This is a genomic window from Streptomyces sp. NPDC001700 (assembly GCF_053596435.1).
Genome location: NZ_JBSFGE010000001.1, coordinates 377,492 through 394,584 on the forward strand (window position 1 = coordinate 377,492; position 17,093 = coordinate 394,584).

Sequence of the window (17,093 nt, forward strand, 5' to 3'; positions counted from 1 at the left end):
GTATCAGCACAGCGTCAAATGACCGTCACTGCCCGTGCGATGTTTGTAAAAGATGCGCCTGTGGCCAATTTTTTCGTCGTTGGGATTTGAACGGATCACGGCAGGGTCACTAATGTCGGCTCGAACCTTCGCGCGGTAGATCACCCATCCGGGGTGACAGCGGGGGTACCGTCGAGTCCGCGGCGTATCCGTGGAGCCGGGGTCGCTTTTCCACCCCCGGTAGGCGGCCGGAGGAAGAAGGAGATCGCCTTCGTGGCGTCCCACCGTCGACCCAAGCAGCCGAGCCGCACTCGGGTAACCGTACTCACGGCGACCGCCGCAGCCGCCGTCGCGCTCACGTCCCAGGCCGCCCAGGCCGCTCCGAAGCAGGACAAGAAGGACGTCAAGGAGCAGGTCGACAAACTCTACGAAGAGGCGGAGCAGGCGACCGAGAAGTACAACGGCGCCAAGGAGAAGCAGGAGAAGCTGGAGCAGCAGGTCGGCGACCTCCAGGACAACGTGGCGCGCGGTCAGGAGGACCTGAACAAGCTGCGCGACGGCCTGGGCTCGATGGCCACCGCCCAGTACCGCACCGGCGGTATCGACCCCTCCGTACAGCTGATCCTCTCCTCCGACCCGGACACCTACCTCGACAAGGCGTCCACCCTCGACCAGGTCAGCGGCAAGCAGGCCGAGTCGCTGCGGAAGATCGCCGACAAGCAGCGCACGCTCAAGCAGCAGCGCGAAGAGGCGTCCACCAAGCTGCAGGACCTGGCGGACACCCGGAAGGCCCTGGGCGACAAGAAGAAGCAGATCCAGGGCAAGCTCACCAAGGCCCGCAATCTGCTCAACACCCTCACCGAGCAGGAGCGCGCCAAGCTGGCGGAGGAGGAGCGCGAGCGCGCCAACCGCGCCAGCAGCCGGGCCGACCTGGGCACCGACGTGCCCGACTCGCAGCGTGCCGCCGCCGCGCTGGCCGCCGCCAAGACCAAGATCGGCTCCCCGTACGTCTGGGGCGCCACCGGCCCGTCCTCCTTCGACTGCTCCGGCCTCACCGGCTGGGCGTACCAGCAGGCCGGGGTCCAGCTGCCGCGCATCTCCCAGGACCAGGCCAACGCCGGTACCCAGATCGGTCGTGGCGAGCTGAAGCCCGGCGACCTGGTGATGTTCTACAGCGACCTGCACCACATAGGCCTGTACGCGGGCAACGGACAGGTGCTGCACGCGCCCAAGCCCGGCGCCAATGTGCGTTTCGAGTCGATGGACAACATGCCGTTCCAGTTCGGCGTGCGGATCTGACGTCCGTTCGGGCGAATCGGTACAACTCCCCACGACTCCCGCCCCGTCGGTGACCTGCGGTCTCCGGCGGGGCGTCAGTTTGTGTGCCCGCGATCGGCTTTGGACCCGGGGTGGTCGCGCCGCTACTGTCTGCGCGCAGTTCCTCACCGACTCCGCGGAAGGGAGTGCGGCTCCCATGGCGTCCTCTCGCCGCATCTCGAAACCCGGGCCCGTCCGGGCCACCGTCGTCCTCACCGCCGCCTCGGCGGCCGCCGCCACCGGCGCCGCGCTGGCCGCCCCGGCCGGGGCCGAGCCCCACGACACCACCTCGGTGGGCCACTCCTCGGCCCGGACCGCCGCCGACCGGATCGACCGGCTCTACGAGCAGGCGGAGCGGGCCACCGAGCGCTACAACGCGGCCAGCACCCGCACCCACCGGCTGCGCCGCCAGGTCGACCGGCTCCAGGACCGGGCGGCCCGTGGCCAGGAGCGGGTCAACCGGATGCGGGTGGCGCTCGGCGCGATCGCGGGCGGGCAGTACCGCACCGGCGGCTTCGACCCCGGTCTCGCGCTCCTGCTCTCCTCCGACCCGGCCCACTACCTCGACCAGGCCGCCATGCTGGACCGCATCAGCAGCCGCCAGGCCGGTCAGCTACGGGTCCTGGCGCGCGCCCAGCGCACCCTGCGGCAGCAGCGCACCGAGGCCGCGGCGCAGCTGGTGAAGCTGGAGCGCGGCTGCCGGGCCGTCGCCCTCCACAAGCGCGAGGTCCAGCGCAAGCTGGCCACCGCGCGACGGCTGATGGGCGCGCTACGGCCGGGGGAGTACGAGACGTACGCACGCGCCTCGCGCGCCGGAGATGGGCGCGGGTACGGGGCGCACGGCATGCCCGGCGCGCCCTCCGGTGGCCCGCACGCAACCACCGGTCCCGGCCCGTCCTCGCCGCGCGCCGCGGCGGCCTTCGGCGCGGCGCGGGCCGCGCTCGGCCTGCCGTACGCCTGGGGGCAGGCCGGGCCCACCGCCTTCGACTGCTCCGGGCTGACCCAGTGGGCGTACCGCCGCGCCGGGGTGGCGATCCCGCGCACCTCCCAGGCCCAGGCGCACACCGGGCAGTCCGTACTGCTCTCCCAGGCCCGCCCCGGCGACCTGGTCGTCTATCGCTCCGACGCCGGGCACGTCGCGATGTACGCCGGGGGCGGACAGGTCATCCACGCGCCCTACCCGGGGGCGGCGGTCCGCTACGACCCCGTCGGCATGATGCCGATCTTTTCCATCACCCGCGTCTGAAGCGCGGCGGCGGCTCGTACGATCTATGGCGTGACGGGTCGGTGGAGATCGGGGCGATGGCGGACGGCACTCTGTCTGCCGGTGGTGTGGGCGCTGCCGCTGGCCGCGCTCGCCGCGTGCGGTACGTCCGTACCGCCCGACGACCCCGCGGGGCGTGACGGGCGCGCCGTGCAGCGCATGCTCGACCAGCGCGCCGCGGCGGTCCGCAGCCGCGACGCGGGCGCCTTCCTCGCCACCGTCGACCGTGGCTCGGACGGCTACCGGGCCGAGCAGCGGCGGGTGTTCCGGCGGCTGTCCGCCGTCCCCCTGCGCTCCTGGACGTACCGGCTGGTGCACACCGGCGGCTTCCGGCCCGCCGACGGCACCGGCCGCCGCCTCGCCGCCCAGGTCGAACTCCGCTACCGGCTCGCCGGATACGACACCGCGCCCGTCGTCGCCCCCCAGTATCTGACGCTCGCGCAGCGCGGCGGGCGGTGGTTCGTCGCCGCCGACGACGGCCGGGTGGACGGCAAGCGCGGCGTCGACCAGCTGTGGGACCAGGGCCGGGTCGACGTCGTCCGGGGCAAGCACAGCCTCGTCCTGGGCGTCGGCCAGAACCGCCGCCTGCTGCGCGGCGTCGCCGCCACCGCCGACCGGGCCGTGCCCGCCCTGGACCGCGTCTGGCCCGGCTCCTGGGCGGGGCGCGTCGTCGTCGAGGTGCCCGCCTCGCTGGACCGGATGGCGGCCCTGCTGGGGGCCTCCGCGGGCGGCTACCGGGGCATCGCGGCCGTCACCACCGGTGAGGTGGGCGGGGCGAGCGACTCCTCGCCCGCCGACCGGGTGATCGTCAACCCCGACGCGTACCGGGCGCTGGGGGACTTCGGCCGTCAGGTCGTGATCACCCACGAGACGGCCCATGTCGCCACCCGCGCCGCCACCACCGCGGCCACCCCGCTGTGGCTCTCCGAGGGCTTCGCCGACTGGACCGGCTACCGCACCCCTGGGCGCACCCCGCGCCAAGTCGCCCCCGAACTCTCCGAGTCCGTCGCGAGCGGCCGCCTCCCGAAGGCCCTCCCGTCCGACGATGCCTTCCGCTTCGGCAGCCGCCCGGATCGTCTCTCCGAGGCGTACGAGCAGGGGTGGCTGGCTTGCCGGATGATCGCCGATCGGTGGGGGGCGGGGAAGCTCGTCGCCCTCTACCGCGCGGTGGGCGCCGCTCCGCGGCGGGAGGGGGCGGTGGAGGCGGGGCTGCGCGATGTGCTGGACGTCAGCCTGCCGGAGTTCACGGCGCAGTGGCGCAAGTACGTAGCCACAGCCCTGAGCTAGCCCCGCCGGGGCTGTGTGCGGCTCCGCCGGGTGGGCCCTGGGATTTCGTCGCCGGGTGCGGCCCGGTGGCCGCGTTGTGCCCACCCGTTCCGCCCCGGCGGAACGATTGCCCACAACGCTCCAGCCTCTCCGGCGATTGAGGAGCGGGGGCCGGGGCGGAGCCCTGGTTTCGGGAAGGGGCGGGGTGGGGGACTTGGCGGCGCGGCCGCACCCACCCGGTACTGTCGGGCCCGATGGACAAGACCCTGCTCGTGACCAACGACTTCCCGCCCCGCCCCGGCGGCATCCAGGCGTTCCTGCACAACATCGCCCTCCGCCTGGACCCGGAGCGGATCGTCGTCTACGCCTCCACCTGGACCCACGGAGAAGAGGGCAAAGAGGCCACTGCCCGCTTCGACGCCGAGCAGCCGTACCCCGTCATCCGGGACCGTACGACGATGCTGCTGCCCACGCCCCGCGTCACCCGCCGCGCCACCGAGCTGCTGCGCGAGCACGGCTGCGGCTCGGTGTGGTTCGGCGCCGCCGCGCCGCTCGGGCTGATGGCGCCCGCGCTGCGCGCGGCAGGGGCCAGGCGGGCGGTGGCGACCACGCACGGGCACGAGGCCGCCTGGGCCCAGCTCCCCGCCTCCCGCGCGCTGCTGCGCCGCATCGGCGAGGGTACGGATACGATCACCTACCTCGGCGAGTACACCCGCTCCCGCATCGCCGACGCGCTCACCCCCGAGGCCGCCGCCCGCATGGTGCAACTGCCGCCGGGGGTGGACGAGAAGACGTTCCACCCCGGCTCCGGCGGGGACGAGATCCGGGCAAGGCTGGGGCTCGCGGAGCGGCCCGTCGTGGTGTGCGTGTCGCGGCTGGTGCCGCGCAAGGGGCAGGACACGCTGATCGAGGCGATGCCGCTGATCCTGAAGCGGGTTCCGAGCGCGGCGCTGCTGATCGTCGGCGGCGGCCCGTACGAGAAGGACCTGCGGCGCCTCGCCGAGTCGACGGGCGTGGCCGAATCCGTACGCTTCACCGGCCCGGTGCCCTGGGCGGAACTGCCCGCCCACTACGGCGCGGGCGACGTGTTCGCCATGCCGTGCCGTACGCGGCGGCGCGGGCTGGACGTCGAGGGCCTGGGCATCGTCTACCTGGAGGCGTCCGCGACCGGCCTTCCGGTGGTCGCCGGGGACTCCGGCGGCGCACCGGACGCGGTGCTGGAGGGCGAGACCGGGTGGGTGGTGCCGGGCGGCTCCGCGGAGCAGAGCGCGGAGCGGATCGTGGCCCTGCTGGAGGACGAGGCGCTGCGCCGCCGGATGGGCGAGCGCGGCCGCGCCTGGGTAGAGGAGCGCTGGCGCTGGGACCTGCTGGCCGACCGGCTGCGTTCGCTGCTCTGAACGAATAAGAGCCCGGGGCTCAAGAAAAGCCCCGGGCCCCAAGCGCCCGGCTCAGCCCCCGTACAGCGCCTCGATCTCCGTCGCGAAATCCTTCGCCACCACATTCCGCTTCAGCTTCAGCGACGGCGTCACATGCCCCGAGTCCTCGGTGAACTGCTGCGTCAGCACGCGGAACTTCCGCACCGACTCCGCCTTCGAGACCGCCGCGTTCCCGTCGTCCACCGCCGTCTGGAGCTCGGCCAGCAGCTCGGCGTCCTCGCACAGGTCGGCCGCCGTCGCGCCCTCCGGCTTGCCGTGTTCGGCGGCCCAGCGGGGCAGGAACTCCTCGTCCAGGGTGATCAGCGCGCCCACGAACGGGCGGCCGTCGCCGACGACCATGCACTCGGCGACCAGCGCGTGTGCCCGGATGCGGTCCTCGATCACCGCGGGGGCGACGTTCTTGCCGCCCGCGGTGATGATGATCTCCTTCTTGCGGCCGGTGATGGTGAGGTAGCCGTCCTCGTCGAGGGCGCCGACGTCACCGGTATGGAACCAGCCATCCGACAGCGCCTCGGCCGTCGCCGCCTCGTTGTTCCAGTACTCCGTGAACAGATGATCCCCGTGCAGCAGCACCTCGCCGTCGTCGGCGATACGGACCACCGTGCCCGGCATCGGCTGGCCGACCGAGCCGATCTTCTGCCGGTCCCACGGGTTGAAGGTGGTGGCCGCGCAGGACTCGGTCAGCCCGTAGCCCTCCAGCACCGTGAAGCCGATGCCCCGGTAGAAGTGGCCCAGCCGCTCACCCAGCGGCGCGCCGCCGGAGATGGCGTGGGTGGCGCGGCCGCCGAGGGCGGCGCGCAGCTTGCCGAAGACCAGCCGGTCGAAGACCCGGTGCTTGAGCCGGAGTCCGAAGGACGGCCCGGACTCGGTGTCCAGGGCCTTGCTGTAGGCGATGGCGGCGTCGGCGGCCTTGTCGAAGATCTTTCCCTTGCCCTCGGCCTGGGCCTTGGCCCGCGCCGAGTTGTAGACCTTCTCGAAGACCCGCGGCACGCCCAGCACCAAGGTCGGCTGGAACGCGGCGAGTTCATCGGTGAGCGTCTTGATGTCCGAAACATGGCCGAGTTTGATCGGTGCCAGGACCGCGCAAATCTCCACCAACCGCCCGAAGACGTGCGCCTCCGGGAGGAAGAGCAGCACGGAGGAGTCACCGGTGGCGAAGATGGGTTTCAGCCGGGCCACCGCGTTCCCGCACTCGGCGAAGAAGCTGCGGTGCGAGAGGACACAGCCCTTGGGGCGGCCGGTGGTGCCCGAGGTGTAGACGATGGTGGCGGGGGAGTCCGCGCCCGCGAGCGAGGAACGCTCGTCCACCGTCTCGTCCTTGACGTCCGAACCCAGCTCCCGCAGCGTCCCGATCGCGTCGTCCTCGACCTGCCAGACGTGCTTGAGGTCCGGCAGGGTGTCCCGCACGGACTCCACGGCCGCCTCGTGCACCCCGGTCTCGACGACGACCGCGACCGCGCCCGAGTCGCTGAGGATCCACCGCACCTGCTCCGGTGAACTCGTCTCGTACACCGGCACGGTGATGGCGCCCGCGCTCCAGATGGCGAAGTCCAGCAGCGTCCACTCGTAGCGGGTGCGCGACATCAGACCGACCCGGTCGCCCGGCGATACCCCGGCCGCGATCAGGCCCTTGGCGGCGGTGCGTACCTCGGCCAGGAAGTCCGCCGCGGTGACGTCCTCCCACCGGTCGCCGACCTTGCGGCCGACCACCGCCACATCCGGGTGCTGCGCCGCGTTGCGTTGGATGAGGTCCGTCAGATTGCCGTCGGCCGGAACCTCGTACAGGGCCGGAAGGCTGAACTCGCGCAAGACTGCTGCTCCTCATGGGCGCCGGCGCCGCTGCAGGGCAATGGGAGGTGCTGGACTGCCCGGACGTTACCCATCGGTATGGCTTCGGGATAGGGGTTTCCGTACAGATGTTTTATGCGTCACACACCGCCCTCGTCCTGCCCGCAGACTAGTCGACAGCCACCGGAGCCCGGAAGGAACCGCAGGTGGACGCGGGTCACTAGGAACAGAACACCTTACGGACGGATGGTCACAGGTCTTAGGGTGACACGCATGCGAGTCCACGTGGTGAGTGACGTGCACGGGAACAGTCAGGACCTTGGGAAGGCGGGCGACGGGGCCGACGCCCTGATCTGCCTCGGTGACCTCGTCCTCTTCCTCGACTACGCCGACCACTCCCGCGGCATCTTCCCCGACCTCTTCGGCACCGAGAACGCCGACCGCCTGGTCGAACTCCGCACCGCCCGCCGCTTCGAGGAGGCCCGCGAGCTGGGCAACCGGCTGTGGGAGGGACTCGACCGCAACGCGGCCATCGAGGCCGCCGTCCGCAGGCAGTACGCCGAGCTGTTCGCGGCCTTTCCCGCCCCGACGTACGCCACCTACGGCAATGTCGACATACCGCGACTCTGGCCGGAATACGCCGAACCCGGCACCACGATCCTCGACGGCGAACGGGTCGAGATAGGCGGTCTCGTCTTCGGCTTCGTCGGCGGCGGCTTGCGCACGGCGATGCGCACCCCGTACGAGATCGACGACGAGACGTACGCCGAGAAGATCGCCGCGCTCGGCGGCCGGGGCGATGTGGACGTGCTGTGCACCCACATCCCGCCCGAGGTGCCGGACCTCTGCTACGACACCGTCGCCCGCCGCTTCGAACGCGGCAGCAAGGCGCTGTTGGAGGCGATCCACACCATCCGCCCCCGCTATTCGTTCTTCGGCCATGTCCACCAGCCGCTCGCCCGCCGCATGCGGATCGGCGCCACCGAATGTGTCAACGTCGGACACTTCGCCTCCACCGGTACCCCCTGGACCCTGGAGTGGTGACCCACCCGCGATAGCCTTCACCGGCAGACATCCCATGCGGCGGACCGGTACGGAGGAGCCACGGCGATGGCGGAACACACCAGCTCGAGCATCACGATCGAGGCGGCACCGGCCGACGTGATGGAGGTGATCGCCGACTTCGACCGTTACCCGGAGTGGTCCGGTGAGGTGAAGGAGGCCGAGATCCTCACCAAGGACGATCAGGGGCGCGGCCAGCAGGTGCGGATGGTGCTCGACGCCGGGGCCATCAAGGACGACTACACGCTCCAGTACACCTGGACCGCCGACGAGGTCAGCTGGTCCCTGCTCAAGTCGCAGATGCTGCGCACCCTCGACGGCTCCTACCGGCTGGCCCCGCTGGACGGCGGCACGAGCACCGAGGTGACGTACCAGCTCACCGTGGACGTCAAGATCCCCATGCTCGGCATGATCAAGCGCAAGGCCGAGAAGGTCATCATCGACCGGGCGCTCGCGGGCCTGAAGAAGCGCGTCGAGGCGGCCTGACCTCCATCCGGCGCGCGGCCACCGGCAGGCGGGAAGCGGGCCGGGCGCGGGGTACGCTCCGCCGGGGGCGGCCACTGGGAGCCGCACCGCACACCCACGTACCACCCCGCCGGAGGCTCCTTTCATGCGTACGGTCCTCGTCACCGGTACGGGCGGCGCGGGCCGCACCACCGTGGCCGCCGCGACCGCCCTCGCCGCCGCCCGCGAGGGACAGCGCACCCTGCTGCTCACCGCGGACCGGGACGGCACGCCCGAGGCGCTGCTCGGCATCGGCCCGCTGCGCGGCGCACCCGGCCGCAGCGCCGACCGGCTGCCGTGGTCCGTACCCGTCGCGCTGACCCCCGGGCTGTGGGCCGCCCGGGTCGTCACCGACGAATGGTTCCGCGACGAACTGACCGCCCTCCAGGACCGTGGCCGGAGCGTGCTGGACATGCTGGGCTCGGCCCCGCTGGACGGCGAGGAGATGTCCGTGCTGCCCGGCGTGGAGGCGGTCGCGCTGCTGCGCGCGCTGCGCGCCGCGCAGACCGCCCCGCCCGGCACCGGCTGGGACGTCCTGGTGGTCGACCTGCCGCCCGCGCCGGAGACCGTCGCCCTGCTCGCCCTGCCCGAACAGCTGCGCCGCTATCTGCGGCGGCTGCTGCCCGCCGAGCGGCAGGCGGCCCGCGCGCTGCGGCCGATGCTGGCGCAGCTGGCCGGGATGCCGATGCCCGCGCAGAAGCTGTACGAGACGGCCGAGCGCTGGGAGCGCGAGCTGGCCGCCGTCCAGGGCGTCCTGGAGTCGGAGGCCACGACCGTACGGCTGGTGGTGGACCCCGGACCGCTCGCCGACCGCGCGCTGCGCACCGCCCGCGCCGGGCTCGCGCTGCACGGCTGCCGGGTGGAGTCCGTCGTCGCCAACCGGCTGCTGCCCACCGGCACCCCGGACCCGTGGCTCGGGGCGCTGTCCGGGCAGCAGCAGGCCGCGCTGAAGGAGCTGTACGAGCAGTGGGCACCGGCCACGCCGGTCCGCGAGCTGCCGCATCTCGGCCGCGATCCGCAGGGCCTCGGCGACGCCACCGATCCCGCCGACAGCGGCCCTGATGACACCGCTGGTGACGTCTCCGGAGTGGTCTCCGGAGTGGTCTCCGGGGTGGTCGTCTCCGGCGGGGGCGGCGCGCCCCGCCCCACCGCCGGACTGGCCGCGCTGGCCGGTCCCGTCGGGGCGCCCGACCCGCGGCCGGACCGCCCGGCGCCCGACCCGTGGACCGTCGAGGACCGGCTGGGCGACGAGGGCGTGCTGCTGTGGCGGCTGCCGCTGCCCGGCGCCTCCCGGGACGGGCTGAACCTGGTCCGGCGCGGCGACGAACTGATCGTCACGGTCGGGCCGTTCCACCGCGTGCTGCCGCTGCCGTCCGCGCTGCGCCGCTGCACGGTCTCCGGCGCCGGGCTGCGCGACGGCCAGCTGCAGGTCCGCTTCACCCCGGACCCCGACCTGTGGCCGAAGCGCCCCTGACCGCTTCCGGGGCATCTGACCCGGGCCCCTCGTTCCGGTAACGTCGAGAGCAAGCCCGGTTGAACGAACGGACCGGGCAGCCAGCCTCCCCGCCGCAGGAGTTCGCCATGAGCGATGCCACCGAGCGCCCCGCCGACGCCCAGGGCACCGACGTACCGGTCACCGACATCGACCCCGACGCCTGGGAGCAGGCCTGCGCCGAGGACCTGGCCGCCGAGAAGGCCCGGCGGAAGGCCCGGGAGGGCGGCGGTGAGGAGCCGGGCAGCGCCGCCGAGGAGCTGCGCAAACTGGCCGACGCCGTCGCCGAGAAGCTGGCCGGGCTGCAGACACCGCTCGCCGGTACGGCTGCCGGTACGGCCGTCGAAGGCGCCGTACAACAGTTGATCGCAGGGGCGAAGGCGGCCGTTGAACCGGTCATAGAGCGCAATCCCGACGTATTCGAGCATCTCGTCGGCGCCGGAAGCGAGCTGCTCGCCGCCTACCGGGCCGCCGTGACGGGCCAGGAGCAGCGTTGGACCCAGAGCGGCGAGAGCGGAGGGGCGCCGCGCGGGGACGAAGGTCAGAGTTCGAGTAGTGAACACATCGACCTCGATTGAGCGCTACCTCCGGTACCGTTAGCCGTGGCGGGGTTCGACCAAATAACTGAGGGACTCATGGGACTCACCATCGGCGTCGACATCGGCGGCACGAAGATCGCGGCTGGCGTGGTCGACGAAGAGGGCTCGATTCTCGAAACGAGCAAGGTATCGACCCCGCCGACCCCCGAGGGAGTCGTCGACGCCATCGCGGACGCGGTGCGCAAGGTCAGCGCCGGTCATGACGTCGAGGCCGTCGGTATCGGCGCGGCCGGTTACGTGGACGACAAGCGCGCCACCGTGCTCTTCGCGCCCAACATCAACTGGCGGCACGAGGCGCTGAAGGACAAGGTCGAGCAGCGCGTGGGCCTCCCCGTCGTGGTCGAGAACGACGCGAACGCGGCCGCGTGGGGCGAGTACCGCTTCGGCGCGGGCGCGGGCCATGACGACGTCGTGTGCATCACCCTCGGCACCGGCCTCGGCGGCGGCATCATCATCGGCGGCAAGCTGCACCGAGGCCGCTTCGGCGTCGCGGCCGAGTTCGGCCACATAAGGGTCGTCCCCGACGGTCTGCTGTGCGGCTGCGGCAGCCAGGGCTGCTGGGAGCAGTACGCCTCCGGCCGCGCCCTGGTGCGTTACGCCCAGCAGCGCGCCGCCGCCACCCCGGAGAACGCCGAGATCCTGCTCGGCCTCGGCGACGGCACCCCCGAGGGCGTCGAGGGCAAGCACATCAGCGACGCCGCCCGCCAGGGCGACCCGGTCGCCATCGACTCCTTCCGCGAGCTGGCCCGCTGGGCGGGCGCCGGGCTCGCCGACCTCGCCTCGCTCTTCGACCCGTCGGCTTTCATCGTCGGCGGCGGGGTCTCCGACGAGGGCGATCTCGTCCTGGAGCCGATCCGCAAGTCGTTCCGCCGCTGGCTGGTCGGCAACCAGTGGCGGCCGCACGCCCAGGTGCTCGCCGCGCAGCTCGGCGGCAAGGCCGGGCTGGTCGGCGCCGCAGACCTCGCCCGCCAGGGCTGACGAGACACTTTCGGGGAGGCGCGTGGTGCTCGCGGATCTGCCCGCCTCCACCACCGGCCCTGACGCGGCCGTGGTGCGGGTGCTCAGCTACAACATCCGCTCGCTGCGCGACGACCGCGAGGCGCTGGCCCGGGTGATCCGGGCCTGCGCCCCCGATGTGGTCTGCGTCCAGGAGGCGCCGCGCTTCTTCCGCTGGCGCAAGGCCGCCGCCTGGCTGGCCCGCGAGACCGGCCTCGTCTACGCGACGGGCGGCGCCACCGCCACCGGCCCCATGATCCTCACCTCGCTGCGCGCCCATGTGGAGCGCTCCGAGGACGTCCTGCTGCCCCGCGTACCCGGCCTGCACCGGCGGGGCTTCGCCACCGCCGTGCTGCGCTTAGGCGGCGGCCACCGGGGCGACGACGGCATAAGGCTGGGCGTCGTCAGCTGCCATCTGAGCCTGTCCGCGGCCGAGCGCTACGACCAGGCGGGGATGCTGCTGGACCGGATCGCCGCGCTCGGCGCGCCGTACGCCGTCGCCGCCGGGGACATCAACGAGCAGCCGGACGGCCGCGCCTTCCGCCGTATCGCCGGAACGCTGCGGGACGGCTGGGCCACCGAGCCGTGGGGGAGCGAGGCCACCTTCGACCCGGGCGATCCGCGCCGCCGCATCGACGCGCTGTTCGCGTCCGACGGCATCGAGATCATCGGCTGTGGGGTGCCGTCCGGGCTGCCCGGCGTCGCCGACGCGGACCTGAGGGCGGCCACGGACCACCTTCCGCTCCTGGCCGCGCTCCGGCTGCCGCGCGCGGCCTCGTAATCCCGCCGGGGGTCAGACGACGGCGCCGCGCCCCGGGTCGTCGTCCTCGCCCTCGTCGTCGCTGTCCTTCATCCGCATCACCAGCGTGACGAAGCCGCCGAGGAACCCGCCGACGCCCAGCGTCGTGATCCACCAGGTCAGGTCCACCCGGAACAGCACCACGCCGAGCAGCAGCAGCGGCCCGCCCAGCACGCCCAGCCAGGCGAACCGGGACGTGGTGTCGGACTCGGGGAGCGGCGGCGGCTCGGGCGGGACGAAGTGGCCCTCGTCGGTCTCGTCGAAGTCGCCCTCGGAGGGCTCCTCGGAGTCCCAGTCGCGCGGGCCCACGCCCGGCGCGTACACGATGAAGCTCCCGACGGGCTTGTCGCCCTTGCCCGTCTTATCGCCCTCGTCGGCCTTGGTGAGGGTGTCCGGCGCCGCCCCGCCCGGACGGTCGTCCTCGACGTCGGGGTCGAAGTCGTCCTCGAAGCGTTCGCCCGGTCTGCCGCTCAGTTCGTCGTCCAGCTCGTTCAGCGGGTCGTCGCGGCGGGAGTCCTCAGGCCGGGAGTCGTCACGCTGGGAGTCCTCACGCCGGGAGTCCTCGCGGCCCCACTTCTCCGTCAGGTCCTTGGCCGCGGGCCACCGCTCCGCCTCCGGCGGGTCCGGCGGCTCCTCCCCGTACGCGGCGACGATCGCCGCGAAGGCGGCGTCGTCGTCCCGGCGCGCCCCCGCCTCATTCTCGTTCGAATCGCGCTCAGCCACTGGCCGCCGCCCCCTCCTTCCCGCTGACGTCACCGGGTCCGGTCCCGTTGTCCTCTCCCATACCCGCGGTCAGCCGGGTGATGAACGTGTCCGTCTCCTCGAAGATGAACTCGGCGTCGTAGTCCAGCGTCGCCACGTGGTAGCTGCGCTCCAGCAGGTGTTCTGTGACGTCCCGGGAGGAGACCTGGCTCAGGATGCGCTCGGAGTCGGCCGACGGCACCACATGGTCCTGCGGGCTGTGCATCACCAGCAGCGGCTGGGTCACCTGCGGCAGTTCGGCGTCGACCACCCGGTAGAAGCGGCGCATCGAGTGAACCGCGTGCAGCGGCATCCGGTCATAGCCCCATTCCTGGGAACCCGGCTTGGCGATGTCGCTCGCGATTCCCTTGACGGAGGGCACCAGATGACGCAGCACCGGAAGGGCCACGGCCAGCGGATCGTGGATCCGGTTGGCCGGATTCACCACGGCGACGCCACTGATCGCCCCGCCGTGCTGGGCGGCCAGCCGCAGCGCGAGGGCGCCGCCCATCGACAGCCCGCAGACGAAGACCCGGGCGCACCGCTCGCGCAGCGCCCGCAGCTCCCGGTCGACCTCGGCGTACCAGTCCTGCCACCCGGTGACGGCGAGATCCTGCCAGCGGGTCCCATGGCCGGGGAGGAGCGGAAGCGAGACGGTCAGCCCGCGCCGGGCGAGGTGCTCGGCCCAGGGGCGCACCGACTGCGGGGAACCGGTGAAGCCGTGACAGACGAGGACGCCGATCTCTCCGCCGTCGTGGCGGAACGGCTCGGCTCCGGGGAGGAGCGGCACCACGGATCTCCGTTCGGTGGTGAAGCGGTCAACGGGACCTCAGCGTACGCGGCGCGCCGCACCGGGGGTAGGCAGGTTAAGGTCTCCTCGTCGGATACAGGAGGTTCTCGGTTGTTCTACGGTGCAATGAAGCTGTCGGTGGGTGGCACGTTGAAGCTTGCCTTCCGGCCCTGGGTGGAGGGATTGGAAAACGTCCCCTCCGAGGGTCCGGCCATCCTCGCGAGCAACCACCTCTCCTTCTCCGACTCCTTCTTCCTGCCCGCGATGCTCGACCGGAAGGTCACCTTCATCGCCAAGCAGGAGTACTTCACCACTCCGGGGATCAAGGGCAGGCTGACGGCGGCGTTCTTCAAGGGCGTCGGCCAGCTTCCCGTGGACCGCTCGGGCAGCAGGGGGGCGGGCGAGGCCGCGATCAAGGCCGGGATCGAGGTCATCAAGCGCGGTGAGCTGTTCGGCATCTACCCGGAGGGCACGCGCTCGCCGGACGGTCGGCTCTACCGGGGCAAGCCCGGCGGCCTCGCCCGGGTCGCGCTGGCGACGGGCGCGCCGGTGATCCCGGTCGCGATGATCGACACCGAGAAGATCCAGCCTCCCGGCAAGGTGATGCCCAAGCTGATGCGCCCGGGCATCAAGATCGGGAAACCGCTGGACTTCAGCCGCTACCACGGCATGGACGGCGACCGCTTCATCCTGCGCTCGGTGACCGACGAGGTCATGTACGAGATCATGAAGCTGTCCGGCCAGGAGTACGTCGACGTCTACGCGACCGCCGCCAAGCGGCAGATCGCGGACGCGGAGGCGGCCCGTAAGAAGGCCGAGAAGGCGGACAAGGCCGAGAAGGCCGTGGACGAGGGCGCGGACGACAAGAGCGACGACAGCAACAGCAAGGACAGGGACAAGACCGGGGCGTAGGTCGCGCCGGACCCGGGGGTGGGGGGAAGTTGGCGCTGCAGCCCAAGCGCGAGCGTGTCGTACGCATGTCCGTGGAGCAGCCGCTGTGGCAGGCGCTGACGGCCTACCGGGTGCTCACCCTGGTCTACGCGCTCTGCCTCTTCGTCTACTCCTTCCACGACTACGACCATCCGCTGGGCGCCGCCGCCTATATGGCGGTGCTCACCCTGTGGACGGCGCTGACCTTCCGCATGGTCTCCTCGGCCGAGCGCTGCACCCGGCGCTTCCTGATCGGCGACCTCGGTGTCGCGATCACCGGCATCCTGCTCACCCCGCTCGTCGACACCCACGACCGCATCGTCGAGGGCACGCCCACGCTGCCCTCCATATGGACGGCGGGCGCGGTCCTCGGCTTCGCCATCAAGGGCGGCTGGCGGTGGGCCGCGTGGGCGTCGACCGTCGTCTGCGCGGCCAACATCATCGAACGCGGCGGGTTCGCGCAGGACACCGTGCACATGCTGATGCTGGTGTGGGTGGCGAGCGTGGCCATCGGGTACGTCGTGGAGGTCGCCCGCGCCAGTGAACGCACCCTGGAGCGCGCGCTGCGCATCGAGGCGGCGACCCGCGAACGGGAGCGGCTGGCCCGGGACATCCACGACAGCGTGCTCCAGGTGCTGGCCATGGTGCAGCGGCGGGGCGCGGCGATCGGCGGCGAGGCGGCCGAACTGGGCCGGATGGCGGGGGAGCAGGAGATCGCGCTGCGGTCGCTGGTGGCCACCGGTCTGGTCACCCCGCCGCGCGGTGCGGCGGATGACCGTACGAGTGGCGACCGTACGGGTGACGCCGCTGACGACCGTGACCGTACGGATGCCACGACCCCGGTACCGCCGTGCGCTCCCCTGGACGCCCTGCCCGAGGACGCCGATGAGCCGTGCGACGTACGGGCGCTGCTCGCCCCGCACGCCGGATCCCAGGTCACCTTCTCCGAACCGGGCGCCCCGGTGCTCCTCACGGCGGCCGCTGCGGGGGAGTTGGCGGCCGCTGTCGGTGCCGCGCTGGACAATGTGCGGGTGCACGCGGGGGACCGCGCGCGGGCCTGGATCCTGCTGGAGGACGAGCCGAGCGCGGTGATGGTCACCGTCCGGGACGACGGCCCCGGCATCCCGGAGGGCAGGCTCGCCGACGCCGAGCGGGAAGGGCGGCTCGGCGTCGCCCTGTCGATCCGGGGGCGGCTGCGGGACCTCGGCGGCACCGCCGAGTGGATCTCGGCGCCGGGGCAGGGCACCGAAGTGGAGCTGACAGTTCCGAAGCCTGCGGTGACGACGAAGGGAACGAGCGCACGATGACCGACGACGACCGGGAAGCCGAACCGACGGTGACGGTGATGGTGGTGGACGACCACCCGATGTGGCGCGACGCCGTCGCCCGCGACCTGTCCGAGGCCGGGTTCGACGTGGTCGCCACCGCCGGGGACGGGCCGCAGGCGGTCCGCCGGGCCAAGGCCGCCGAGCCCGATGTCCTGGTGCTCGACCTCAACCTGCCCGGGCTGCCGGGCGTCGAGGTCTGCAAGGAGGTCGTCGCCGCCCACCCCAAGCTGCGGGTGCTGGTGCTCTCCGCGAGCGGCGAGCACGCGGACGTCCTGGAGGCGGTCAAGTCCGGCGCCACGGGGTATCTGGTGAAGTCGGCCAGTACGGAAGAGCTGATCGACGCGGTGCGCCGTACCGCCGTGGGCGATGCCGTGTTCACCCCGGGCCTCGCCGGTCTGGTGCTCGGCGAGTACCGGCGGCTGGCCAGCGAGCCCGCCCCCGCCACCGCCGACCAGCCGGTCGTCCCGCAGCTCACCGAGCGGGAGACGGAGGTGCTGCGGCTGGTGGCCAAGGGGCTCTCGTACAAGCAGATCGCCGAGCGCCTGGTGATCTCCCACCGCACCGTGCAGAACCATGTGCAGAACACGCTGGGCAAGCTCCAGCTGCACAACCGGGTGGAGCTGGTGCGGTACGCCATCGAGGCCGGGCTGGACGACGCCTGAGCCCTGTGGCGGCCCGCCGCTCGAACGGGTGAACTTCTCCCTCAACTCCCTTGTTATCCACAGGAATCACCATCTGCCCCATCCTCTGTGACCTGGATCACCGTTAGCGTGGCCCCGTACCGGGCCCCATCTCGGGATTT

At 72.3% G+C, this 17,093-nt stretch carries 16 protein-coding genes; 13 read left to right on the forward strand and 3 right to left on the reverse strand.

The window, feature by feature from the left end:
• The first annotated feature begins 252 nt into the window (after positions 1 to 252).
• The 4 genes from ACWC5C_RS01730 (at position 253) to ACWC5C_RS01745 (ending at position 5,223) form a co-directional block, all read left to right on the forward strand.
• Positions 253 to 1,278, forward strand: a complete 1,026-nt coding sequence (locus ACWC5C_RS01730; protein WP_450872698.1) for an NlpC/P60 family protein — start codon at positions 253 to 255, stop codon at positions 1,276 to 1,278.
• A gap of 175 nt (positions 1,279 to 1,453) precedes the next feature.
• Entirely contained in the window at positions 1,454 to 2,542 is a 1,089-nt protein-coding gene (locus tag ACWC5C_RS01735) for an NlpC/P60 family protein (RefSeq protein ID WP_450872699.1), read from the forward strand.
• A gap of 30 nt (positions 2,543 to 2,572) precedes the next feature.
• On the forward strand, positions 2,573 to 3,847 hold the full coding sequence (locus tag ACWC5C_RS01740; RefSeq protein WP_450872701.1) for a hypothetical protein: 1,275 nt from the start codon (positions 2,573 to 2,575) through the stop codon (positions 3,845 to 3,847).
• A 233-nt stretch (positions 3,848 to 4,080) separates the two neighbouring features.
• A complete protein-coding gene (locus ACWC5C_RS01745; protein WP_450872702.1) occupies positions 4,081 to 5,223 on the forward strand; it encodes a glycosyltransferase family 4 protein in 1,143 nt (380 codons plus the stop codon).
• A gap of 51 nt (positions 5,224 to 5,274) precedes the next feature.
• Here ACWC5C_RS01745 and ACWC5C_RS01750 read toward each other — a convergent pair whose 3' ends face one another.
• A complete protein-coding gene (locus tag ACWC5C_RS01750; protein WP_450872704.1) occupies positions 5,275 to 7,071 on the reverse strand; it encodes an AMP-dependent synthetase/ligase in 1,797 nt (598 codons plus the stop codon).
• Between the two features lie 252 nt (positions 7,072 to 7,323).
• Here ACWC5C_RS01750 and ACWC5C_RS01755 point away from each other — a divergent pair, with 252 nt between their 5' ends.
• The 6 genes from ACWC5C_RS01755 (at position 7,324) to ACWC5C_RS01780 (ending at position 12,484) form a co-directional block, all read left to right on the forward strand.
• Entirely contained in the window at positions 7,324 to 8,094 is a 771-nt protein-coding gene (locus tag ACWC5C_RS01755; RefSeq protein ID WP_450872706.1) for a metallophosphoesterase family protein, read from the forward strand.
• Between the two features lie 66 nt (positions 8,095 to 8,160).
• Positions 8,161 to 8,598 carry an SRPBCC family protein gene (locus ACWC5C_RS01760; RefSeq protein WP_450872708.1) on the forward strand — a complete coding sequence of 146 codons (438 nt, stop codon included), beginning with the start codon at positions 8,161 to 8,163 and terminating at the stop codon, positions 8,596 to 8,598.
• A gap of 124 nt (positions 8,599 to 8,722) precedes the next feature.
• The gene (locus ACWC5C_RS01765; protein WP_450872710.1) at positions 8,723 to 10,090 is read left to right on the forward strand and encodes an ArsA family ATPase; all 1,368 of its coding nucleotides are present in this window, start codon (positions 8,723 to 8,725) and stop codon (positions 10,088 to 10,090) included.
• Positions 10,091 to 10,197: 107 nt separating this feature from the next.
• Positions 10,198 to 10,686 carry a DUF5304 domain-containing protein gene (locus ACWC5C_RS01770; protein WP_450872712.1) on the forward strand — a complete coding sequence of 163 codons (489 nt, stop codon included), beginning with the start codon at positions 10,198 to 10,200 and terminating at the stop codon, positions 10,684 to 10,686.
• Between the two features lie 57 nt (positions 10,687 to 10,743).
• The gene (locus ACWC5C_RS01775; protein WP_450872714.1) at positions 10,744 to 11,685 is read left to right on the forward strand and encodes an ROK family glucokinase; all 942 of its coding nucleotides are present in this window, start codon (positions 10,744 to 10,746) and stop codon (positions 11,683 to 11,685) included.
• A gap of 22 nt (positions 11,686 to 11,707) precedes the next feature.
• Positions 11,708 to 12,484: an endonuclease/exonuclease/phosphatase family protein gene (locus ACWC5C_RS01780; protein WP_450872716.1), complete on the forward strand. Its 777-nt coding sequence runs from the start codon at positions 11,708 to 11,710 to the stop codon at positions 12,482 to 12,484.
• Between the two features lie 12 nt (positions 12,485 to 12,496).
• Here the strand turns inward: ACWC5C_RS01780 and ACWC5C_RS01785 are convergent, their stop codons facing one another.
• Both ACWC5C_RS01785 and ACWC5C_RS01790 read right to left on the reverse strand, forming a co-directional pair.
• Positions 12,497 to 13,225, reverse strand: coding sequence for a hypothetical protein (locus ACWC5C_RS01785; RefSeq protein ID WP_450872718.1), 729 nt, complete (start codon positions 13,223 to 13,225; stop codon positions 12,497 to 12,499).
• A complete protein-coding gene (locus ACWC5C_RS01790; RefSeq protein ID WP_450872719.1) occupies positions 13,218 to 14,033 on the reverse strand; it encodes an alpha/beta hydrolase in 816 nt (271 codons plus the stop codon). The genes ACWC5C_RS01785 and ACWC5C_RS01790 overlap by 8 nt, the downstream gene beginning before the upstream one ends.
• A gap of 126 nt (positions 14,034 to 14,159) precedes the next feature.
• Here ACWC5C_RS01790 and ACWC5C_RS01795 point away from each other — a divergent pair, with 126 nt between their 5' ends.
• From ACWC5C_RS01795 to ACWC5C_RS01805, 3 genes are all read left to right on the forward strand, one after another.
• Positions 14,160 to 14,945, forward strand: a complete 786-nt coding sequence (locus ACWC5C_RS01795) for a lysophospholipid acyltransferase family protein (protein WP_450873233.1) — start codon at positions 14,160 to 14,162, stop codon at positions 14,943 to 14,945.
• 65 nt (positions 14,946 to 15,010) lie between these two features.
• Positions 15,011 to 16,270 carry a MacS family sensor histidine kinase gene (gene macS, locus ACWC5C_RS01800; RefSeq protein ID WP_450873235.1) on the forward strand — a complete coding sequence of 420 codons (1,260 nt, stop codon included), beginning with the start codon at positions 15,011 to 15,013 and terminating at the stop codon, positions 16,268 to 16,270.
• A complete protein-coding gene (locus tag ACWC5C_RS01805) occupies positions 16,267 to 16,953 on the forward strand; it encodes a response regulator (protein WP_450872721.1) in 687 nt (228 codons plus the stop codon). The genes macS and ACWC5C_RS01805 overlap by 4 nt, the downstream gene beginning before the upstream one ends.
• The last annotated feature ends 140 nt before the right edge of the window (positions 16,954 to 17,093 follow it).